General features: G+C 65.5%; 20 protein-coding genes and 1 pseudogene. 6 read left to right on the forward strand and 15 right to left on the reverse strand.

Going from position 1 to position 21,654, the window contains the following annotated elements; genetic code table 11:
* Positions 1 to 49 precede the first annotated feature (49 nt).
* Positions 50 to 832 (reverse strand): ATP12 family chaperone protein, encoded by a 783-nt coding sequence (locus QX124_RS25865; protein WP_315780838.1) that lies wholly within the window; start codon positions 830 to 832, stop codon positions 50 to 52.
* An 89-nt stretch (positions 833 to 921) separates the two neighbouring features.
* Here QX124_RS25865 and QX124_RS25870 point away from each other — a divergent pair, with 89 nt between their 5' ends.
* The gene (locus tag QX124_RS25870; protein ID WP_315776614.1) at positions 922 to 1,362 is read left to right on the forward strand and encodes a hypothetical protein; all 441 of its coding nucleotides are present in this window, start codon (positions 922 to 924) and stop codon (positions 1,360 to 1,362) included.
* A gap of 101 nt (positions 1,363 to 1,463) precedes the next feature.
* Here QX124_RS25870 and QX124_RS25875 read toward each other — a convergent pair whose 3' ends face one another.
* The gene (locus QX124_RS25875; protein ID WP_315798654.1) at positions 1,464 to 2,852 is read right to left on the reverse strand and encodes an RluA family pseudouridine synthase; all 1,389 of its coding nucleotides are present in this window, start codon (positions 2,850 to 2,852) and stop codon (positions 1,464 to 1,466) included.
* A gap of 106 nt (positions 2,853 to 2,958) precedes the next feature.
* Here QX124_RS25875 and QX124_RS25880 point away from each other — a divergent pair, with 106 nt between their 5' ends.
* Positions 2,959 to 3,906, forward strand: a complete 948-nt coding sequence (locus tag QX124_RS25880; protein WP_315798655.1) for an alpha/beta hydrolase — start codon at positions 2,959 to 2,961, stop codon at positions 3,904 to 3,906.
* 133 nt (positions 3,907 to 4,039) lie between these two features.
* Here QX124_RS25880 and QX124_RS25885 read toward each other — a convergent pair whose 3' ends face one another.
* From QX124_RS25885 to QX124_RS25900, 4 genes are all read right to left on the reverse strand, one after another.
* Entirely contained in the window at positions 4,040 to 5,134 is a 1,095-nt protein-coding gene (locus tag QX124_RS25885) for a hypothetical protein (protein ID WP_315737616.1), read from the reverse strand.
* A gap of 465 nt (positions 5,135 to 5,599) precedes the next feature.
* On the reverse strand, positions 5,600 to 6,934 hold the full coding sequence (locus QX124_RS25890) for a replication-associated recombination protein A (RefSeq protein ID WP_315776617.1): 1,335 nt from the start codon (positions 6,932 to 6,934) through the stop codon (positions 5,600 to 5,602).
* The gene (locus QX124_RS25895; protein WP_315776618.1) at positions 6,931 to 8,325 is read right to left on the reverse strand and encodes a DegQ family serine endoprotease; all 1,395 of its coding nucleotides are present in this window, start codon (positions 8,323 to 8,325) and stop codon (positions 6,931 to 6,933) included. The genes QX124_RS25890 and QX124_RS25895 overlap by 4 nt, the downstream gene beginning before the upstream one ends.
* 59 nt (positions 8,326 to 8,384) lie before the next feature.
* On the reverse strand, positions 8,385 to 8,762 hold the full coding sequence (locus QX124_RS25900) for a helix-turn-helix domain-containing protein (protein WP_315737613.1): 378 nt from the start codon (positions 8,760 to 8,762) through the stop codon (positions 8,385 to 8,387).
* A 117-nt stretch (positions 8,763 to 8,879) separates the two neighbouring features.
* On the opposite strand from QX124_RS25900, the gene QX124_RS25905 reads away from it, so the two are divergent.
* Both QX124_RS25905 and chrA read left to right on the forward strand, forming a co-directional pair.
* Positions 8,880 to 9,896: a zinc-binding alcohol dehydrogenase family protein gene (locus tag QX124_RS25905; protein WP_315776619.1), complete on the forward strand. Its 1,017-nt coding sequence runs from the start codon at positions 8,880 to 8,882 to the stop codon at positions 9,894 to 9,896.
* Between the two features lie 223 nt (positions 9,897 to 10,119).
* Positions 10,120 to 11,340, forward strand: coding sequence for a chromate efflux transporter (gene chrA, locus QX124_RS25910; protein WP_315776784.1), 1,221 nt, complete (start codon positions 10,120 to 10,122; stop codon positions 11,338 to 11,340).
* A gap of 78 nt (positions 11,341 to 11,418) precedes the next feature.
* On the opposite strand, the gene QX124_RS25915 is transcribed toward chrA, so the two are convergent.
* Positions 11,419 to 11,715: a hypothetical protein gene (locus tag QX124_RS25915; RefSeq protein WP_315798656.1), complete on the reverse strand. Its 297-nt coding sequence runs from the start codon at positions 11,713 to 11,715 to the stop codon at positions 11,419 to 11,421.
* A 364-nt stretch (positions 11,716 to 12,079) separates the two neighbouring features.
* Between QX124_RS25915 and QX124_RS25920 the strand changes: the two genes are divergently transcribed.
* The gene (locus tag QX124_RS25920; protein ID WP_315737609.1) at positions 12,080 to 13,543 is read left to right on the forward strand and encodes a hypothetical protein; all 1,464 of its coding nucleotides are present in this window, start codon (positions 12,080 to 12,082) and stop codon (positions 13,541 to 13,543) included.
* A gap of 143 nt (positions 13,544 to 13,686) precedes the next feature.
* Here the strand turns inward: QX124_RS25920 and QX124_RS25925 are convergent, their stop codons facing one another.
* The gene (locus tag QX124_RS25925) at positions 13,687 to 13,866 is read right to left on the reverse strand and encodes a hypothetical protein (protein ID WP_315798657.1); all 180 of its coding nucleotides are present in this window, start codon (positions 13,864 to 13,866) and stop codon (positions 13,687 to 13,689) included.
* Between the two features lie 4 nt (positions 13,867 to 13,870).
* Positions 13,871 to 14,113 (reverse strand): annotated as a pseudogene (locus QX124_RS25930) (chloride channel protein); the annotation flags it as partial.
* Between the two features lie 213 nt (positions 14,114 to 14,326).
* Between QX124_RS25930 and QX124_RS25935 the strand changes: the two are divergent.
* Positions 14,327 to 16,327 carry a HAMP domain-containing methyl-accepting chemotaxis protein gene (locus QX124_RS25935; RefSeq protein ID WP_315776623.1) on the forward strand — a complete coding sequence of 667 codons (2,001 nt, stop codon included), beginning with the start codon at positions 14,327 to 14,329 and terminating at the stop codon, positions 16,325 to 16,327.
* A 199-nt stretch (positions 16,328 to 16,526) separates the two neighbouring features.
* On the opposite strand, the gene rplQ is transcribed toward QX124_RS25935, so the two are convergent.
* The 6 genes from rplQ to secY all read right to left on the reverse strand — a co-directional run bounded on the left by rplQ (position 16,527) and on the right by secY (position 21,601).
* Positions 16,527 to 16,940, reverse strand: a complete 414-nt coding sequence (rplQ, locus tag QX124_RS25940; protein WP_006611863.1) for a 50S ribosomal protein L17 — start codon at positions 16,938 to 16,940, stop codon at positions 16,527 to 16,529.
* A gap of 132 nt (positions 16,941 to 17,072) precedes the next feature.
* On the reverse strand, positions 17,073 to 18,104 hold the full coding sequence (locus QX124_RS25945) for a DNA-directed RNA polymerase subunit alpha (RefSeq protein ID WP_315737606.1): 1,032 nt from the start codon (positions 18,102 to 18,104) through the stop codon (positions 17,073 to 17,075).
* Positions 18,105 to 18,216: 112 nt separating this feature from the next.
* A complete protein-coding gene (gene rpsK / locus QX124_RS25950) occupies positions 18,217 to 18,606 on the reverse strand; it encodes a 30S ribosomal protein S11 (RefSeq protein ID WP_012045029.1) in 390 nt (129 codons plus the stop codon).
* A 129-nt stretch (positions 18,607 to 18,735) separates the two neighbouring features.
* Positions 18,736 to 19,104 carry a 30S ribosomal protein S13 gene (gene rpsM / locus QX124_RS25955; protein WP_006611860.1) on the reverse strand — a complete coding sequence of 123 codons (369 nt, stop codon included), beginning with the start codon at positions 19,102 to 19,104 and terminating at the stop codon, positions 18,736 to 18,738.
* A 196-nt stretch (positions 19,105 to 19,300) separates the two neighbouring features.
* Positions 19,301 to 20,182, reverse strand: a complete 882-nt coding sequence (locus QX124_RS25960; protein ID WP_315780823.1) for an adenylate kinase — start codon at positions 20,180 to 20,182, stop codon at positions 19,301 to 19,303.
* Positions 20,183 to 20,266: 84 nt separating this feature from the next.
* Positions 20,267 to 21,601, reverse strand: coding sequence for a preprotein translocase subunit SecY (secY, locus tag QX124_RS25965; protein WP_315714557.1), 1,335 nt, complete (start codon positions 21,599 to 21,601; stop codon positions 20,267 to 20,269).
* Positions 21,602 to 21,654 lie beyond the last annotated feature (53 nt).

A 21,654-nucleotide genomic window follows, 5' to 3' on the forward strand; every position in this document is an offset into this window, starting at 1 on the left:
GTTACGCGCAGAGCCTAGCGGGTGCCCCTAAACCCGGCGTTAACCGGCCTCAGAGCACGGCGTCGACCGCCCGGAGGATGCGGACGGCGGCCTCGTAGTCGATCTGCTTGGCGGCGCGGCGGCTCATCGCCTCCTCGTCGGCCCCCCATTGCGCGACGTTCCAGTCCTCGTCGACATGGGCTGCCGCCCAGACCTGGCCGGGGTCGCGCACCCCATGCACCAGCGCCAGCGCCAGCAGCGCCGAGCCGGTCAGTGTGGTGACGACATGCGCCGCCGCCACCGTCCACGGGCCGGTCGGCAGCGCGCCCCGCGCCGCCTGCACCGCGGCGCCCGGCTGGGTCACATGCATGATGCCCTCGGACAGGATGAAATGCGCGCCCAGACGGTCGCGCGCCCAGTCCAGCACCGGGTCCCAGTGCTCGGCCTCGCGCGCGACCAGCCCCTCGGGATGGCCGGCGCGGTAGAACAACAGGTCGGACTGGAGATATTTGGCGATGTCCTCGCGCACGTCGTCGGTGCGATCGACCACTGACTGCACGACGCTGTTGGCGAACCGCGTCAGCGGCATCGTGGCGGGATCGATGCTGTCGCCCTGGGCCTGCCACTCGGCGGCCACGGCCTCCGCCAGCTCCCCGGCGGGAACGATGACAACGCGCCCCGACGGCGTGCGGATCGGCCGACCGTCAAGGGTCACGTTGAAGCCGCCCTCGGCGGCGGCGGTCCCGGCCTCCTTGTAGAAGCGCTTGCGCAGCGGCGTCCGCATCGCCTGGCGCGCCGATTCCTGCGGATCGAGCGGCGACCGGCCGACGACGTCGTCAAACAGTTCACGCATCAGAATTCCAGCCCTCTCACGGGATGATCACACGGGATCCGTCGTTTTCGCGCTAGATAAGCCCTGTCCGTCCGAAATGCGAGCTGCCGATGCGCGCCCTGCTGTCCGCCCTCGTCCTGATCGGCAGCGCCGCCCCGGCCGCGGCCGGCTTCCGCACCCCGGAATCGCTGGTCCGCAACGTCTATGCCCACTACGGCCAGGGCGCCCCGGAGCTCTCCGGCGGGCTGCCGCGGACGGCCGAGGCCGCACGGCAGTTCTTCGATCCGAGCCTGGCGAAAGCCTGGACCGCCCCGCGGCGCGAGCCCTACGACTTCCTGGTGCAGAGCCCGCGCTGGAAGCTCGGCCCGGTCGCGATCTCGATCCTGCGCCGGCAGTTCGACAAGACCTATGTCGCCGCCAGCTTCGACAATCAAGGCCGCCGCATCACCCTGAACTTCATCGTCGTCAAGGGACCGGACGGCTGGGTTATTCTGGACGTCGAGACGCCGCACGATTCACTGCGGCTGTTCCTGGAGCAGTTCCGGAACTGAGCGGCTGCGTAGCCCGGATGAGCGAAGCAACATCCGGGGCCTTACGCGCCGTGCGGATGAACCCGCATGTCGCTTCGCTCATCCGGGCGACGAGATGCCGCTCACTCCTCCGGCGCGTTCTCGATCGGGTCGAAGCGGTCGTGCTCCAGCCCGAGCAGATTCCACGACTGCAGCATGTGCGGCGGCAGCGGTGCGGTCGCATCGATCACGCCGCCGCGCGGATGCGGGATGACGATGCGGCGCGCCAGCAGATGCAGCCGATTCTGCAGGCCGCCGGGCAGCGCCCAGTTCTCGATGTTGAAATATTTGGGATCGCCGACGATGGGGTGGCCGATATGGGCCATGTGCGCGCGCAACTGATGGGTGCGCCCCGTGACCGGCTTCAAGGACACCCAGGCGAGCTTGTTGGCCGAGGCCTCGACCACGGCGTAATAGGTCACCGCGTGGCTGGCGCCCTCGTCGCCATGCGCAGCGACGCGCATGATGGTATCCTCCTCGCTCTCCTCCTTGGCGAGATAGGTCGAGATGCGGCCCTGCTTCGGCTTGGGCACGCCGGCCACCAGCGCCCAATAGACCTTGCGGGCCGAGCGATGGCGGAACGCGCCGGTCAGATGGGTCGCCGCAAAGCGGGTCTTGGCGACCAGCAGACAGCCCGAGGTCTCGCGGTCGATGCGGTGCACGAGCCGCGGCTTCTGGCCCTTGGCGTCGCGCATCACCTCCAGCATCTGGTCGATGTGGCGGGTCATGCCGGAGCCGCCCTGCACCGCGAGCCCGGCCGGCTTGTTGAGGACGAGCACGTCGTCGTCCTCGTACAGCGTCATCGACTTCAGGCTTTCGAGCGTCTTGCGCTCGCCCTCGGTGAGGCCAGCGCGCTCCTTCGGCGCATCGAGCTTGAGCGGAGGGATGCGCACGCTCTGGCCTTCCTCCAGGCGATCCTTGCTATCAGCGCGCTTGCCGTTCACCCGCAGCTCGCCTTTGCGGACGATGCGCTGGATGTGGGAGAACGACAGGCCGGGGAAGCGTGCCTCGAGGAAGCGATCGACGCGCATGCCGTTCTCGTCGGCGGTGACGACGACGGTCTGCACCTTGGTCGGCAGCACCGGCGTCTCGGGCTCGGGCTTCTTCGGCGGCGGTGCGGCGACCGGCTTGCGCTCGGCCCGCTCGGCGCCAAAGCGCACGGGCTTGCCGGCACTGGTGCGCTTGGCCGGCGGCCGCTCGCGCGACTCGAACGCGTCGCGACGATCCTCGCGCTCGGCGCGCGGGGCGCGAACGCGATCGCCCTTGCCCCGACCAAACTCGCTACGCGGTGCCGCCTCGCGCTCGCCGGCAAAACGGTCGCGCCGCAGCCGCTCGCCATCCGGACGCTTGGATGGCTCGCGCTTGGATGGCGCGCCTGCGCTGCGCGCAGCCTCGGCCTTCGGCCGCTCGCCCTTGCGGCGGTCGGCGGGACGGTCGGATTTGCTCTGGGTTCGCTTGATGCGGCGGCTCATGGCAGGTTGCGTATCTCAAAAGCCACTGCCAGTCACGGCGAAATCGGGATAAATCGGCCCGGCGAGGCCTTGCCCCGCGAAATCGGACGTGATCGGAGCGAATTGAATGACGCTGACGAAAGTGGCCCTGAGCATCGTAGCGACCGCGCTGACGCTGGGTGCCGCGCAAGCTCAACAAAGCCCGATGCCCGACGACATTGCCTGGAAGCTGATCGAGATCGGCCGGGCCATCGACCCGCCGAAGACCGCCGCGATCTACGCGCCGCTGCAGGCCAGGGAACCCTACATCGGCGTCAAGGTTCAGCGCGATGTGAGATACGGCACGGCCGAGCGCAATCTGCTCGACGTCTTCACGCCGGACAGCGCCGCCGCGCCCCGCCCGATCCTGATCTTCGTGCATGGCGGCGCCTTCATCGGCGGCAACAAGCGCACCACGCCGGACGGCCCGTTCTACGACAACATCATGCTATGGGCCACCAAGCACGGCTTCGTCGGCATCAACATCACCTACCGCCTGGCGCCGAAATTCCCCTGGCCCGCCGGCGTCGAGGACGTCGCCAGCGCGGTGCAATGGGTGGCCGCCCACGCCGCCGAGAACGGCGGCGATCCCGCGCGCGTCTATCTGATGGGCCATTCGGCCGGCGCGGTGCACGTCGCGACCTATGTAGCGCATCCCGAATTCCACAAGGTCGCCGGTGGCGGCCTTGCGGGCGCGATCATGGCCTCGGGCGTCTACGACCTCACCGCGACGCCGCTCGGCGACCAGGAGATGGCCTATTTCGGCACCGATCCCTCGCGCTTCAAGGAGCGCTCGTCGCTATCAGGCCTGCAGGCCTCGAGCCTGCCGCTGATGATCGCCTCCGCCGAGCTCGACCCGCCGCGCTTCGTCGAGCAGTTCGACCTCCTGAAGCAGGCCGCCTGCAAGCGGCCTGCGGGCTGTGCGCGCGCGGTGATGCTGCCGCAGCATAGTCACATGTCGGAGGTCTACTCCATCAACACCGAGGACGACCGGCTGACGCGGGAGATCGTGGAGTTCGTGCAGAGCGGGAAGTAAACTAACGTTCTGCTGTCACCGCAACGACGGCAGCTCTCTCAACCTAGGACGCGCCGGGTCGTCGGGCGCGTCCTCCGGCCCTAGCGCTGCGCGTGCAATTGGAGAGACTGCATTTCCGCTGCAGCGCTTGCATCTATTTTCCGATCACCGATATGCTGACATTCTTTGGAATGTTGATTGGGTCGTTGGACTGGTTGGCAAAGTCCATGTGCCACCAGGTATTATCTATGAAGACGCTGATTACAGGAAGCGCCCCCGACTGTTTAACAGTGATGTTGTTACCGTTGCTCTGGAAGCTTGTTCCGATGCCGGCATTCACAGTATCGATGGTGCCGCCAGAAGACTTGGCAAGATCGAAGACCTCGGTCTCCTTGTCTCCAATGAATTTGATCTGCGAATGCCAGTTTAAGCGGACCGGTCGTGCCGCACTGGGCACAACGCTCAACGAAACTGCGTAGGTGCCAGCCCTCAACCTGTCGCAAGTCCATGAGAACGAATTGCCTCTAGTCACGGGTCCGGGGTCATCGGTCTGTGTAATAACACACCGGTTGGCGAATTTTTGCTCCGGAGGAATCGGAGGCGGCAAAGGCGTCAGAATCAGCGAATCGGAAAAACCGGCGTTTGCATCGTCGTTGAGCGCCAGCATGGAGGACTTGGCCGGTCTGTCGATGACGATAATTTTTTCACCGGCACTCACCGTTCCCGGCAGGGAGGCGTCCTTCGCCGCGGCACCCATCCATTTCACAGGAAGCGGGTTGGGACTGCCGCCAACCACGCCGTAAACTACACGGAACGACAGGTCGGAATCGGTTGCCTTATCGGGAACAATGTACAAGCCTCGACTCTTCTGCCTGATACATTCCTTGTAAGCATCCGCCGCCTCGGCCCCGAGGCCTGTCCAAGAAATGTTGTGGAATTGCTCCTGCGAAAAACTCTCCGTCGTGCTTGTCTTGTAGCGGTCGATACTCTCGCGGAACTGGTCGTAATTTGCGCCCACCGGCACTCCGTATATGACAGCAGATGCACCGGCCGATTCCTTGATCTTGTTATAAGCCTCCTTGTCTACGAACGTCGCCATTCGCCAATCGGACTTGGAAGCATCTATTTTGTTGTAGGTAGAGACGATCAGTGCTGCGTTGCACTCCGACAAGGACGCAGCCGCTGCACTTCCAGCGCCGAAAATCACAAGGCTTACAGTGGATGCGACCGCTCCCAGCTTGAATATCATGGCTCGCTCCTGCGGGTATGAATTGTAAAAAAAGCTTTCCTAATGAGAGGAAGCTGCCCTTAAAGAATCGCTTTGTCCAGCTCCGAAAATGAGTTGCGACCGGACAGGGTCTCACAACAACTAGGGCTGCTGTCGAACTGCAGTCCCGCCTTCACAACACTCGCCGACAACGCACTTGTTGGGCCAACGAGAAAGATGAGCTGGACGCGCGACGCAAAAATCGGTCTCGGGATTTCAAAAGTAGTCGCCAGAGTCGATGAAGGTGTCAAGCGAAGTCCAAGATCGATCCCGCCTGCTTAACAAGGCCGCATCGCGACCGCTGCACCCAACGGCAGGCTTGCTGCACTGCGCAAAATGGCGGAAGCTAGAAGAAGGGCCGCGGTACCAGTCTGATTTTCTTGCTGGACGGTAAAATCAACGTAGTCCGGCGGAGCAACGATCAACGCCTCTGGAACGAGGCGCTATTCAACCGCCCCGCTCCTTCCTCAGCTTCGCCCAATAATCCAGCCGTTTCCTGATCTCGCGCTCGAAGCCGCGCTCGGGCGGGTCGTAGAACTGCTGGCGGCCGAGGGCTTCGGGGAAGTAGTCCTGCCCGGAGAACGCATCGGGGGCGTCGTGGTCGTACTGGTAGCCGGCGCCGTAGCCTTCGCCCTGCATCAGCTTGGTCGGCGCGTTGAGGATGTGCTTCGGCGGCAGCAGCGAGCCGCCCTCCTTCGCCACCCGCTTGGCGGCGCCGAAGGCCTTGTAGGCGGCGTTGGATTTCGGCGCGGTCGCGACATAGATCACGGCCTGCGCGATCGCGAGCTCGCCTTCCGGCGAGCCCAGGAAATCATAGGCGTCCTTGGCGGCGTTGGCGATGACCAGCGCCTGCGGATCGGCAAGGCCGATGTCCTCCACCGCCATGCGCACGATGCGGCGCGCCAGGAACAGCGGGTCCTCGCCGGCGTCGAGCATGCGTGCGAAATAGTACAGCGCCGCATCCGGATCGGAGCCGCGCACCGCCTTATGCAGCGCCGAGATCAGGTTGTAGTGGCCGTCGGCCGACTTGTCGTAGATCGGCGCCCGGCGCTGCAGGATGTCCTGCAGTTGCACCGCGTTGAAGATCTCGTCCTTGCGCGCCGAGCGCCAGACTTCCTCGGCGAGCGTCAGCGCGGCGCGGCCGTCGCCGTCGGCCATGCGGATCAGCACGGCGCGCGCCTCGTCGTCGAGCGGCAGCTTGCGGCCCTCGACCGCTTCGGCGTTGCTGTAGAGCCGCTCGATCGCGGCGGCGTCGAGCGAGTGGAACACCAGCACGCGCGAACGCGACAACAGAGCGGCGTTGAGCTCGAAGGACGGGTTCTCGGTGGTGGCGCCGACCAGCACGACGGTGCCGTCCTCCATCACCGGCAGGAAGGAATCCTGCTGGGCGCGATTGAACCTGTGCACCTCGTCGACGAAGAGAAGCGTGCCCTGCCCGGTCTCGCGGCGGGCGCGCGCGGCGTCGAACACCTTCTTCAGGTCGGCGACGCCGGAGAACACCGCGGAGATCTGCTCGAAATGCAGCTCGGTGGCATCGGCCAACAGCCGCGCCACCGTGGTCTTGCCGGTGCCGGGCGGGCCCCAGAAGATCAGCGAGCCCAGCGTCCGCGTCTCCAGCATGCGCGTCAGCGCGCCGTCGGGGCCGAGGATGTGATCCTGTCCGACGACGTCGGAGAGCTTGTGGGGGCGCAGCCGCTCCGGCAGCGGCCGCGGCGCATCGTGCTCCATCCCCGCCGCGGCGAAGAGGCTCGGGCCTCCCTGCTGGGGGCGCTTCGGACTCATCCGCCGAGCGTGACGTTGATCTGCTGGCCGCCGCGCAGCACGGTGATGCGCCAGACGCGGGCGGTCTCACGCGCGGCCTTGTCGAGATCAGCGGTCTTGGCGATCTTCTGGTTGTTGACCGCCATGATCACGTCGCCCTTCTGGAAGCCGACATTGGCCGCCGTGGTGCCGTCGCCCGGCTCGAGAATGACGACGCCCTCGGTGTCGGCATCGAGATGCAGCTCGTCGGCCACCGCGGGCGAGATGTTGGCGACCTTGGCACCCTGGAACGGCGAGCGGCCGTTGATGACCATCTCGTTGCGCCCCGTGTCCGGCGCCGTCTCCAGCGCGACCGCGACCTTCACCGGCTTGCCGCCGCGCTGCACCTCGATCTGCGCGGTGCCGCCGAGCGGCCGCGTGGCGAAGCGGTAGTCGAAGGCGTTGGGATCGTCGACGGTCTGGCCGTCGATCGACACGATCAGGTCGGACGACTTGATGCCCGCCTTCGCCGCCGGGCTGTTCGCGACCACGGAGGCGACCAGCGCGCCGGTCGGTGAGCGCAAGCCGAGGCTCTCGGCGATCTCAGGGGTCACCGCCTGCAGCCGCGCGCCGAGCCACGGACGCTTGACCGCCTTGCCGCCGCTCTTGGCAGACGCCACGACGACCCGCACCATGTTGGCGGGAATCGCGAAGCCGATGCCCTGCGAGCCGCCGGACTTGGAATAGATCGCGGTGTTGATGCCGACCAGACGGCCGTTGATATCGACCAGCGCACCGCCGGAATTGCCGGGATTGATCGCGGCATCGGTCTGGATGAAGAACTGATAGTCGGTGATGCCGACCTGCGTGCGCGCCAGCGCCGAGACGATGCCGTGCGTCACGGTCTGGCCGACGCCGAACGGATTGCCGATCGCCAGCACGATATCGCCGACCAGCAGATCGTCGGAATTGGCGAGGTCGAGCGTGACGAACGACTCGCGCGTTCCCTTCAGCTTGAGCACAGCAAGGTCGGTGCGGCTGTCCTTCAGCACGATCTCGGCCTCGAATTCGCGCTTGTCGGACAGCGACACCTTCACCTCGTCGGCGCCCTCGATGACGTGCACGTTGGTGACGACGAGACCCGACTGATCGATCATCACGCCCGAGCCGAGCGAGCGCTGCATCTGCTCCTGCGGTCCGCCCTGCAGGCCGAAGAAGCGGCGGAAGATGGGATCGTCGAGGAAGGGATTGCGGTTCTGCACCACCTTGGCGGCGTAAACGTTGACGACTGCCGGCTGCACCCGCTGCACGATCGGCGCATAGGACAGCCGGAGCTCGGCCTGGGACTGCGGCACGCGCCGGTCCTGGGCCGCGAGCGGAGAGGCGGCCAGCAGGGACAGCAGCAGGACCACGGAAGTGCGAATCAACGTCATGCAAAGAATCCCGGACAATGAGGACTTCGATATAGGCGGAACGGCGGGTGCGGCCAAGCTCAGGCGGTCTGATGCGGCGCTTTGATGGTCTCCGCAACGGGTGCGCAGGACAGCCGTTCCTGGTGCCGCTCGCCCCAGCTTCTGAGAACCTCGATCACCGGCCGCAGGCTCTCGCCGACCTCGGACAGGCTGTATTCGACGCGCGGCGGCACCTCGGCATAGACCTTGCGGACGACCAGCCCGTCGTCCTCGAGCGCCCGCAGCTGCTTGGTCAACATGCGCTGAGTGATGCCGGGCATCAGCCGGCGCAGCTCGCCGAAGCGCTGGCTGCCACCCTGCAGGTGGTAGAGGATCACGCCCTTCCACTTGCCGTCGATCAGATCGAGCGTGGCTTCGACCGCGCAGCCGGGACGGCGGGTGAAATTCTTCCGTTTCATCGCGTTTTGGCCCAATAGTATCCAAATGGGGACTAGTTCCCCATTTTTACAGTACTTGCTGAAGTGATGCCAGCAGGACAAACAGATCCTATTGCCAAGCCAACCAGGAGGCTGTTCATGAAGGCCGTCGGATACCAGCAGTCGCTGCCCATCACCGAGGACCGCGCGCTGTTCGATTTCGAGACCGCCAAACCCGAGCCGAAGGGACGCGACATCCGCGTCGCCGTGAAAGCGGTCTCGGTCAATCCGGTCGACACCAAGGTGCGCAAGCGCGCCGCACCGCCCGCCGGCGAAACCAAGATCCTGGGCTATGACGCCGCTGGCGTGGTCGAGGCTATCGGCCCGGACGTGAGCCTGTTCAAGCCCGGTGACGAGGTGTTCTACGCCGGCTCGATCCTGCGCCAGGGCACCAATGCCGAATTCCATCTGGTCGACGAGCGCATCGTCGGCCGCAAGCCGAAGAGCCTGTCGTTCGCCGAAGCCGCCGCCCTGCCCCTGACCTCGATCACGGCCTGGGAGCTCTTGTTCGACCGGCTCGGCGCAATCCCCGGCAAGAGCCTCGACGACCGCACTTTGCTGATCACGGGCGCCGCCGGCGGCGTCGGCTCGATCCTGATCCAGCTCGCGCGCCGGCTCACCGGGCTGACCGTGCTCGCCACGGCGACGCGACCGGAGTCGCGCGACTGGTGCCTGAAGCTCGGCGCCCATGCCGTGATCGATCATGGCAAGCCGATGAAAGAGCAGATCGACGCGCTGAAGCTGCCGCCGGTCGCGCTCATCGCGAGCCTCACCCACAGCGACCAGCACTACAAGGCAATCGCCGACTTCATGACGCCGCAGGGCAAGTTCGGCCTGATCGACGATCCCGCCGAGTTCTCGCTCGCCGCCTTCAAGGGCAAGGCGATCTCGATCCACTGGGAGTCGATGTTCACGCGCTCATCTTTCACGACACCCGACATGATCGCGCAGCACCATCTGCTCAACGACGTGTCCGACCTGATCGACAAGGGCGTGATCCGCACCACCCTTGGCGACAATTACGGCACCATCAACGCGGCCAACCTCAAGCGCGCGCACGCGTTGATCGAGAGCAACACCTCCCGCGGCAAGATCGTGCTGGAGGGATGGAGCTAACTAGCAGGCAACAATGGGCAAAGGCGCACAGGCGGTCTCCTCGCGCGAGATCGCGGGGGCGCCGTGCCCACCATTCCACCGATCGAAAGCATGAGATGGCCAGCAGCCGACGCGCGGTCCGATCAGCGGCCATGAGCGATTGAGACTGGCCGACGGTCCCGTTTCCCCTTAACGAAAGCCGATAGGAACCTCCTCGCGACTGGAACGAACGTCCGTGAGCAGCCTGAAGTCCGCGACCAACCCGCCCGCCGATCACGGCGGGCGCTCCGGATCTGCGCTCGAGGTCCTGCGGATCTTCCTCACGCTCGGCCTGACCTGCTTCGGCGGTCCGATCGCCCACATCGGCTACTTCCGCGACGAGTTCGTCGTCAGGCGGAAGTGGATCGACGAGCATGCCTATGCCGATCTGGTGGGCCTCTGCCAGTTCCTGCCCGGCCCCGCCAGCAGCCAGGTCGGATTCTCCATCGGGCTGATGCGGGCCGGCTATCTCGGCGCGCTCGCCGCCTGGACCGGCTTCACCCTGCCATCGGCCGCGATTCTCGTGCTGTTCGCCTATGGTGCCGGCCAATTGAGTGGTCCGGTCGGCGACGGCCTGCTGCATGGACTGAAGCTGACCGCGGTCGCCATCGTCGCGCAGGCGGTCTGGGGCATGGCGCGCACGCTCTGCCCCGACCGGACGCGCGCCTCGATCGCGGTCGCCGCAACCCTCGTCATCCTATTCAGCACCGCCTCGCTCGCCCAGATCGGAGCGATCGTTCTCGGCGGACTCGCCGGTCTGTGGCTCTGCCGCGGCGAGGCGGCGCCGTCCGGACACGTCGCGATTCCGGTGTCGCGGACCGTGGGGCTGGTTGCGCTCGCCATGTTTGCCATCCTGTTGGCGGGACTTCCGCTGCTGCGCGGCGTGACGGGATCGACCGGCGTCGCCTTGTTCGATGCCTTCTATCGCTCGGGCGCACTCGTGTTCGGCGGTGGGCACGTCGTGCTTCCGCTGCTGCGCGAGGCCTTCGTCGGACCTGGCTGGCTGAGCGACGACGCCTTTCTCGCTGGCTACGGCGCCGCGCAGGCCGTACCGGGCCCGCTCTTCACCTTCGCCGCCTATCTCGGCACCGTCGTCGCTCCGGAGCCGCATGGGATCGTCGGAGCCGCGCTCGGTCTCCTGGGCATCTTCCTGCCGGGCATGCTTGTCCTGCTCGCCGCGCTGCCATTCTGGGACTCGTTCCGCAAACGCGCCGGCGCCCAGGCGATGATGCGGGGTGTCAACGCCGCGGTCGTCGGTGTGCTGGGAGCGGCCCTGTACGACCCGGTCTGGACAACCACCATCCACAACGCCGCGGATTTTGGCATCGCCCTGATCGGCTTCGTCCTGCTGGTCGCATGGCGCGCGCCGCCGCTCGTCGTGGTCGCGTTCAGCGCCGCTGCCGGCGTCACGGTCGCGCTGGTGTGAGCGGCGCCGCCGTCGCATCACATGATGGCAAAGCGCCGCCACGGCGGCGCCTTGCCGCCAGCGAACCGCCGTGCGCGGCTAATTGTGCTTCTTCCAGAATATGCGCGCGCCCTGCACGGATTGCGCGACGTTGATGCGGGCACGCTCGAACGGCGTCACCACGCCGTCCACCTTGGCCTTGTTTTCCAGCTTCTGGACGTGGATCTGACCGCGGACGAGCTGTTGCGCCTCCAGATAGGTCAGCCGTCCGCTCGCGATGCCGTTGTAGATGCGATGTGACTGGTCGTGCTGACGCGCATCGATCAGCGGCGTGCCCGCAAGGCTTGCGCCCGATGTCAGCACGAGCAGCAACGCAGCGGCCATGATGGACTTCATTTCACTCTCCTGCGGTTGTCGTCCACTGGCGTGAAGACCTCATTGTCCGCACTTCTCCAGCGAACGGCCGCAAGGATGCGCACGATCAGCGGTGTCGGCCGTGCCCGCGCTCACACTGCAGCCCCTGTCGGCCGATGAAGACGAATGCAGCCGCGATCGACCGTCCGGCAGAGCCGCATTTCACGCCGCGAGGCGCCTCCGAAAAAAAACGCGGGTTGCGTGAGCTACCGGTCTTGCAAATCTCACCTTTGGGTGCATGTTCGCCGCGCACTACTTTTGAATGAATCATTTTCAGCAATCATTTGCGACGCATGGCGGCGAGACCATCGGCCCATCCCAGCGCGCACATCAATGGAGACCGGCCATGAAGACGATTCAGTGGCTCATGCTCACTTTCGCGACGACCATCACCGCAAGCGGCCTTGCCGGCGCCTTCAGCCCGGCCAGCGCCGCCCCTCCACCGCCGGCGAAGAACTGCCCGGCCTTCGGCTGGTCGGAGGGACTGGGCAATTATCTCAAGCCGGACGCCGCCTTCCCCACCTCCGACACCAAGACCATCCCGACGCCGGACTGCAATTTCCATCAATGGTCGTGGGAGGCGTTCGTCTGGGCGACGGCGCTGGTGAAGGATTCGGGCTCCGGCGCCGCCGTCCCGCGATTCATGACCTTGGCGACGCCCGACGAGTTGCTCGGCAACGCCGAGAATGCCGGCGCACCACGGCCGCGCCCGCTGACGCTGGCGGCCCGTGCCCAGGTCTTCCACGGCACGGCCGGCTTCACCGAAGGCGCCGGCGCCATCGTCGAAGCCGACGGCAACATGCTGGTCGCGCAGAACGGCTATCCCGTCTACGCCTCGGTTCACATGAACCAGAGCTATTTCAGCACGGCGCGCAAGAACCTGATCGCGACCGGTGGCTACCAGAGCCAGCCGGCGGATTCCTCCTTCGCCGTTGGCGATGCGGTGTTCAAGGCGACGTGGCTGCGGCTCGACCCCGGGCAGGCACCGCCTGCGGGCGCCTATACGACCCAGGCGCAGGTGCCGGTGCTGGAGAACAACATTACCCCCGGCCTGATCACGATCCGCCCGGTGCCCGGCAAATTCGTCACCGTGACCGTGGCGCTGATCGGCCTCCACGTGGTCGGCTACACCGAGAACCACCCCGAATTCCTGTGGGGTACGTTCGAGCTGAAGAACAACTCGCCGCAGACGCCGGACAACACCTTTGCGCCATCGGCGAGCCGCTCGGATCCGAAGAGCTACACGCTCTACAAGGGCCGCACGCCGTTCTCACAGGTCAACATCCCGGCTCTGCCCGGCGCCAACCGGCCGCAACTGCGGCTCGATCCGGCGACCCAGAAGCTCACACCGGTGAGCAACGTCGTGCTCGAGAACCAGACCGGCGGCGAGAACCAGCCCAATGGCGTCGGCAACATCTTCGCGATCACGGCGCAAGCCCAGGGCTTTCTCTCCGGCCTGAAAGGCCCGCAATCGACGTTCGCGAACTACGCCCTCGACGGCACGGTCTGGATGCTCCCCAACTCGTACAATCTGAACAGCAACCAGACCAGCGCGGTCGGCTCGGTCAATCTCGCCAACGCCACCGCCGAGACCTTCGTGCAGAACGCCGACAACACGCCGATCAAGAACGTGCTGAACTGCTTCCTGTGCCATAACCCGACGTCCTATTCGTTCCAGACGCCGCCGCCGGCCAAGCTGCCGAACCGGCTGATCGCGCTGAGCCACGTGCTGTCGATCGGCTCACCCTACGAGGTGCCGAACTCGATCTCCGGCCGGCTCCTGATGCGGCCAGATCCGTTCAGGAAGTAGAGCGACGAACCTTGCGCGACGGCGCCGGCAATGGGGCCGCCGACGGTCATTTCGAACTGATGGCAGATCCCAGGATCTGCCATCAAGCGATTGAACCGACGCCGGTTATCGGCGCGCGCCGAACACTGTGGATGAGCGCGAGGTCAGGACGGCGCGGCAAACTGCTTCGGTCCTTGCGCTGCCTCAGCCTTTGTCTCAGCTCTGGCGACGAAGCCCTTGGCGAGGGCGTGGTAGAGCCCCTCCTCGCAGATCAGACGCGAGGTGCCGTAGGCGATCAGCGCGGCCGTCATCAGCGGCACCACCATGACGTGGTTGTCAGTCATCTCGCAGCACCTTGCCGATGGCGATGCGGATCGACACCAGCGGGCTGCGCGCGCTTGTATCCGTCAGGTGGCGTGCGGCGATCGCCTGCGGGATTGCCGCTGCCTTGCGCGTTCAGGAAGAAGCGCTGGGTCAGATAGACCGACAGCGCGAAACCGGCGGGCGTCACCACCAGCGACGCGTAGCGTGACTTCGACAGCAGCCAGTTGAAGGCGAGCCGGCCAGGTCGGCGAGCTCAGCCAGCGCGACGCCGCACAACCACCAGGCTGCAGTGCGCAAGAAAACGTCCATGCGTTTGACTCCGCGGGAGATTTTGTCTCCATTTCGAACTTTCCGTCACGAACGTTTTAAGATCGACGAGGTATTTGCGTAGTTGCGCGTGTGAAACGTCGCGAACACTCTCAACCTTCTCTGCGACGTCTCTCCGCCCGACGGCTCCCGTTCAGACCTGATGTGACAGAAATGCAGCAAGCCCTGTTTGCGCACGCAAGCCGCCTCCTCTCCGTTCTCTTCCAGCGACTACGTCCAAGCCTCGCCACCCAGATCGCGGCGCTCGGCACCGCCGGCGTAATCGTGGTCGGTGCGCTCTGCCTCGGCGGCCTGGAGCATGCGGCCCAGATCCAGCAGGCCGCGGACGACGGCATGCGGTTCCGCATTCACATCGCCACCCTGTCGGAGGGCTTTCTTGAGACCCAACAGCTCGCCACGCGATTCCTGCGCAGCCGCGACGAGAGCCTGATCGCCAGGCACGCCGATCGCCTCGCGCAGGGGCTGCGCGCGCTCGACGCCGTCGAGGCCTATGTCGCGACCACGCCCCAGGGAGACCCCATCGGCGAGGTCGGCGCGCTCCGCCCCGGCATCAACCTCTACGCGACGCGGTTCCAGAACATCGTCGGCGCGCAGCGCGTGCTTGGCTTCCGCGACGGCGACGGGCTGCAAGGCCGGCTGCAGAATGCCGCCCGCCCGTTCGAGACCGTGGTCACTCAAATCAGCGATCCCAGGCTGTCGCTCGCCATGCTGGCCATGCGCCGGCTCGAGACCGAGTTCCTGCTGCGCGGCGAGGAGAGGATCAGCGACCGCTTCGACGAGGCCGAAAGCGAGTTCGAGGCGGCGCTGGCGCGCGCGCCGGTCGCGGCAGCCAGCAAGTCGGAGCTCCTGCCGTTCGTCCGCGCCTACAAGCAGGCCTTCGCGGCGGTGGCGGTCTCGCGCCAGGCGCTGGACGAGCAGGCCGAGGACCTCGACCAGATCTTCGATCGCATCCGCCCGGCGCTGGTCAAGGCAGCGGCCGCCGCTCAGCAGCGCGCCGACGCGGGGGAGCGCAGGGCGGCGGAAGTCCGGCAGCTGCTGACATGGATCACCGGTGCGACCGCAATCGCGCTCGCGGTCGCCGCCGTGCTGTTCGGCCGCCGCGTCGCGCGGCTGATCCGGCGTATGAGCACGGCGATGTACGAGCTCGCCGCCGGCCGCTTCGAGATCGTGCTGCCCGGCCTCGGACGAAGCGACGAGATCGGCGCGATGGCGCAGGCGGTCGAGCAGTTCAAGCTCAAGGCCCGTGAGCGCGCGGACGCCGAGCTCGAAATCCGCCGCGAGGAGGACCGGCGCGCTGCCGAGCGCCATCGCGCCGGGCTCGCGCGGCTGGCAGAGGCGTTCGAAGCCACCGCCGGCCAGGTGATCGTGTCGGTGTCGTCGGCATCGCAGGAGCTGACGCAGTCGGCGCATGGACTGACCGAGACGGCCCATCACACCCAGGCGCTCTCGGCGGCCGTGGCCTCGGCCTCCCAGGAGGCCTCGCACAACGTGCAGCGCGTCGCCGCCGCGACCGAGCAGATGATGGCCTCGGCGGCCGAGATCGGCCGGCAGGTCGACATCTCCGCAGCCATTGCGCGCGACGCCGTCGATCAGGCGAGGCAGACCGACGAGCGGATGGCAATGCTGGCCGCCGCGGCCGACCGCATCGGCAGCGTCATCCAGCTGATCGCCACGATCGCGCAGCAGACCAACCTGCTGGCGCTCAATGCGACCATCGAAGCCGCGCGGGCCGGTGAAGCCGGTGCCGGCTTTGCCGTGGTCGCCCAGGAGGTCAAGACGCTCGCCAAGCAGACCGCGGATGCGACCGAGGATATCCGCGAGCAGATCGCCGGCATCCAGACGGCGACGCGGGATTCCGTCGGTGCCATTGGCGCCATCGTCGACATCATCAGCCGCATCTCGGAGATCGCCTCGCACGTCGCAACCGCGATCGAGGGTCAGGGCAATGCCACGCGCGACATCGTCCGCAACATCCAAGGCGCGTCCGAGCGCACCGCCCAGGTGGCGCACAGCATCGGCGAGGTCACACAGGGCGCCTCACGGACCGGCGAGGCCTCATCTCAGGTCCTCAGCGCCGCCCGGCTGCTGACCGAAGGCAACGACCGCCTCCGCCATGACCTCGATGACTTCGTCCGCACCATCCGCGCGGCGTGAGTGAGCGCGACCGTCTCACTTCATGTCGCTGCGAGCACAGCGACGGAATCAACTTTGCGCAGCCCTGGATGCGTCGCTGCGCGCGCGTGACGATGTGGCAAGAGGACGAGACACCCTCCCCGCCTCATCCGGCCACGCCACCTCAAACGAAAACGGCGCCCGAAGGCGCCGCTTTGCAAACCCTGGATCGGAGCGACCGTTACGCGGCTTCCGAGGTCTCCTGCACCGGGCCGGAATCCTGACCCTTGGCATCGACGTCGCGGTCGACGAACTCGATCACGGCCATCGCGGCATTGTCGCCGTAGCGGAAGCCGGCCTTGATGATGCGGGTGTAGCCGCCGTTGCGGTCCTTGTAGCGCGGCGCCAGGACGTCGAACAGCTTCTTGACCTGGTCGACATCGCGCATCTCCGCGATCGCCTGGCGGCGCAACGCCAAGCCGCCCTTCTTGCCGAGCGTGACGAGCTTCTCGACGATCGGCCTGAGCTCCTTGGCCTTCGGCAGCGTGGTGACGATCTGCTCGTGCTTGATCAGCGCGGCGCACATGTTGGCGAACATCGCCTTGCGATGCTCGGCGGTGCGGTTGAGCTTCCGATGAACCTTGCCGTGACGCATTGTCTTAGTCCTTCATTTCAATCTGCCGCGACGGTTCGTCGGACATGTTGCTCAGGTGGGCTGCCTGCGTTCGCCCAGAAGTGCGAGTAGCGAATAGTTCTTCCTACTCGCTATTCGCCACTCCTTATTCGCTCAGTAATGATCTTCGAAGCGCTTGGCCAGCTCGTCGATGTTCTCCGGCGGCCAGCCCGGCACTTCCATGCCGAGATGCAGACCCATCTGGGCCAGTACTTCCTTGATCTCGTTCAGCGACTTGCGGCCGAAGTTCGGGGTGCGCAGCATCTCTGCTTCCGACTTCTGCACGAGGTCGCCGATGTAGACGATGTTGTCGTTCTTCAGGCAGTTCGCCGAACGCACCGACAGCTCGAGCTCGTCCACCTTCTTGAGGAAGGCCGGGTTGAAGGCGAGGTCCGGGATGATCTCCTGGGCGACTTCCTTGCGCGGCTCTTCGAAGTTGACGAAGACGTTGAGCTGGTCCTGCAGGATGCGGGCGGCATAGGCCACCGCGTCCTCCGGCGTGATCGCGCCGTTGGTCTCGATCGTCATGGTCAGCTTGTCGTAGTCGAGGATCTGGCCCTCGCGGGTGTTCTCGACCTTGTAGGAGACTTTACGGACCGGAGAGAACAGGCTGTCGACCGGGATCAGGCCGATCGGCGCGTCCTCGGGGCGGTTACGATCGGCGGCGACATAGCCCTTGCCGGTCGCGACCGTGAACTCCATGCGAATCTCGGCGCCCTCGTCCAGGGTGCAAAGCTGCAGGTCGGGGTTCAGAACGACGATGTCGCCGACGGTCTGGATGTCACCGGCGGTGACCGCGCCCGGGCCCTGCTTCTTCACGACCATCCGCTTCGGGCCTTCGCCCTGCATCTTGATCGAGATGTCCTTGATGTTCAGCACGATGTCGGTCACGTCCTCGCGGACACCGGCGATCGAGGAGAACTCGTGCAGCACGCCGTCGATGTGCACCGACTGCACAGCGGCGCCCTGCAGCGACGACAGCAGGATGCGACGGAGCGCATTGCCGAGCGTCTGGCCGAAACCGCGCTCCAGCGGCTCGGCAACCACGGTGGCGAAACGGGTCGCGTCGGAGCCCGGCGTGACCTGGAGCTTGTTCGGCCGAATCAATTCTTGCCAATTCTTCTGGATCGTCACTGTTTCACCCATGGGCCAGTCATGGGATCTGACTGACTGGCGTTGGAGAACCGCGCTTCAGATCGCGGCAGTCGAAATGTCTCAAAAGCACGACGAGGCGGACATGCTGTCCGCCTCTTTCAGATTAGACGCGCCGACGCTTGCGCGGACGGCAACCATTGTGCGGGATCGTCGTCACGTCGCGGATCGAGGTGACGGTGAAGCCCGCAGCCTGCAGCGCGCGCAGCGCCGATTCGCGGCCAGAGCCAGGGCCGGCAACCTCGACCTCGAGGGTGCGCATGCCATGTTCCTGGGCCTTCTTGGACACGTCCTCCGCCGCGACCTGCGCGGCATACGGGGTCGACTTGCGCGATCCCTTGAAACCCATCGTACCGGCGGACGACCAGGCAATGGTGTTGCCCTGTGCGTCGGTGATGGTGATGGTGGTGTTGTTGAACGACGAATTCACATGAGCGACGCCGGAGGCGATGTTCTTGCGCTCGCGACGGCGGACACGTGTGGCTTCCTTGGCCATATAAGTACCTTTCTTGAGATCTCAACGCCGCCGTAATGCCAGCGGCTACACCAGAAACGCGAATGGTGAATAGCGAGTAGCGAATAGGGATTTCCCCTACTCGCCACCCGCTATTCGCAACTCGCGAAATTACTTCTTCTTGCCGGCGATCGCCTTGGCCGGCCCCTTGCGCGTGCGCGCATTGGTGTGGGTGCGCTGACCACGCACCGGCAGGCCGCGGCGATGACGCAGACCGCGATAGCAGCCAAGGTCCATCAGCCGCTTGATGTTGATGCCGGTCTCGCGACGGAGGTCACCCTCGACGACGTAGTCACGGTCGATGATCTCGCGGATCTGCAGGACTTCCTGGTCGCTCAGCTGGTTGACGCGGCGATCTTCCGCGATCTTCACCTTCTCCACGATCTCACCCGCGATCTTCGGGCCGATGCCATGGATGTACTGGAGCGCGATCAGGACGCGCTTGTTGGTCGGGATGTTGACACCGGCAATACGGGCCACGGACTTCTCTCCTGTCACCGATCCCAGGACGGACCGGCCTTCATTCTCGCTATCTCGGGCAGGTGTCCGCAAACGCGAACAAGACGCCCACCCCTCGATTCGTGGGGCCCGGCATCTCTGGGAAAACCATCCGACTTTGATGCGGGCTTATTAATGGATTCACACGGCGGTCGTCAACCGCCCCTACAAGATTCGATCACCTCGCCGCACGCTTTTTTGCAGCCTTTGCAGAGGTTTTGCGGGTTCCCCTGGTGGCCTTGGCGGCGGGCCTGGCAGCCTTCTTCGAAGCCTTGGAGGCCTTCTTCGGCGTCGTCTTGACTGCCTTTCTTGCGGTCTTGGCGGACTTCTTGACTGCCTTTTTCGCCGGTGCGGCTGCCTTAGGAGCCTTTTTGGCAGCCTTCTTGGCCGATTTTGCCGGCCCCGTCTTGCCCGGTGCCTTGGCGCTGCGCTTGGCCGGGCTCGCCTTCTTGGCCGCCCGGTTACCGCCGGTCTTGCCAACGGCGGCCAGGATCCGACCGATCTCCTCGGTCACCTGCTCGATCGGCATCATGCCGTCGACGGTCGCCAGCATCCGATGGTCGGAATAATAGTGGATCAGGGGTGCGGTCTGGTCGCGGTAGCTGGCCAGGCGCTTGGTGAGGACCTCCGGCGTGTCATCGGCCCGAACAGCTTCGCCGCGCGCGCGGGTCTCGGCGGCCCGGCGCTCGACGCGCTCAAGCAGCACACCTTCATTGACACGGAGTTCGATCACAGCGTCGAGCTTCATCTGCTTCTGCTTCAACAGCGCATCCAGCGCCTCGGCCTGCGGCACCGTGCGCGGGAAGCCATCGAGGATGAAACCATTGGCCGCGTCGGGCTGCTCGATCCGGTCCGCGATGATGCCGACCACGACCTCGTCCGGGACCAGACCGCCCGCCGCCATGATGTCCTTGGCCTTCAGCCCGATCGGCGTCTGCGCCGCCACCGCGGCGCGCAGCATGTCACCGGTCGACAGCTGGACGATGCCATACTGCTGCACGAGGCGCTGCGCCTGCGTTCCCTTGCCCGAGCCGGGCGGTCCCAGAAGAATGAGTCTCATCGAATTTCGCCCCCCGGCACACGGTGAGCGACCCTCCCGCACACCTTGTTCTTGGCTTTGTGGTTCCCGGGCCGCGATCCGCCGCTATCCGCGGCGGCGCCCCCGCAACTTCGACTTCCTGATCAGCCCCTCATATTGATGGGCGAGCAGATAACCCTGAACCTGCGCCACGGTATCCATCGTAACGCTGACCACGATCAGAAGCGAAGTGCCACCAAAGTAGAACGGGACGGAAGCGTAGGAAATCAGAATTTCCGGGATCAGACACACGATCGCCAGATAGATGGCGCCGAGCACGGTGATCCGCGACAGCACGTAATCGATATATTCCGCGGTGCGCTCGCCCGGCCTGATGCCGGGGATGAAGCCGCCATGCTTCTTGAGGTTGTCCGCGGTCTCGGTCGGATTGAACACGATCGCGGTGTAGAAGAAGGCAAAGAACAGGATCAGCGCCAGATACAGCACCAGGAACAGCGGCCGGCCATGACCGAGCTGCGTCGTGATCCACTGGAACCACTCGGGTCCCTTGCCGGCGTTGAAATTGGCGACCGTGGTCGGCAGCAGCAACAGCGACGAGGCGAAGATGGGCGGGATCACGCCCGAGGTGTTCAGCTTGAGCGGCAGATGCGAGGACTGGCCCTCGAACATCTTGTTGCCGACCTGGCGCTTCGGATACTGGATCAGGAGACGGCGCTGGGCGCGCTCCACGAACACGATGAAGGCGATCACGGCGACCGCCATCACGATGACGATCAGGATCAGGCCGGTCGACAGCGCGCCCTGACGTCCGAGCTCGAGCATGTTGGCGAGCGCCGAGGGCAGCTCGGCCACGATGCCGGACAGGATGATCAGCGAGATGCCGTTGCCGATGCCGCGCGAGGTGATCTGCTCGCCCAGCCACATCAGGAACATGGTGCCGCCGGTCAGCGTGATCGCAGTGGAGAGGCGGAAGAACAGGCCGGGATCGGCAACGACGTTGCCCGCACCTTCGAGGCCGACGGCGATGCCGTACGACTGCACCGCGGCGAGAATCACCGTCAGATAGCGGGTGTACTGATTCAGCATCTTGCGGCCAGCCTCACCCTCTTTCTTGAGGGCTTCGAGCTGGGGCGAGACGGTGGTGAGCAACTGAATGATGATCGATGCCGAGATGTACGGCATGATGTTCAGCGCAAAGATCGCCATGCGGTGAATGCCGCCGCCGGCGAACATGTTGAACATGCCGAGAATGCCGCCGGCCTGGGTCCGGAACACCGAGTCCCAGATGTTCGGATCGATGCCTGGCAGCGGAATGTAGGTGCCGAGGCGGTAGACCAGCAGCGCACCGAGGGTGAACCAGATGCGCTTCTTCAGCTCATCGGCCTTCGCGAGCGCGCCGAAATTGAGGTTTGCCGCCAGTTGTTCCGCTGCTGAGGCCATGTCTAGCTTTCTCCCGCCGCCCTTCTTCACCGCATTGGGCCCCGCGAGGGCTC

It is taken from the genome of Bradyrhizobium sp. SZCCHNRI3043, from assembly GCF_032377735.1.
Taxonomy (GTDB): Bacteria; Pseudomonadota; Alphaproteobacteria; order Rhizobiales; family Xanthobacteraceae; genus Bradyrhizobium.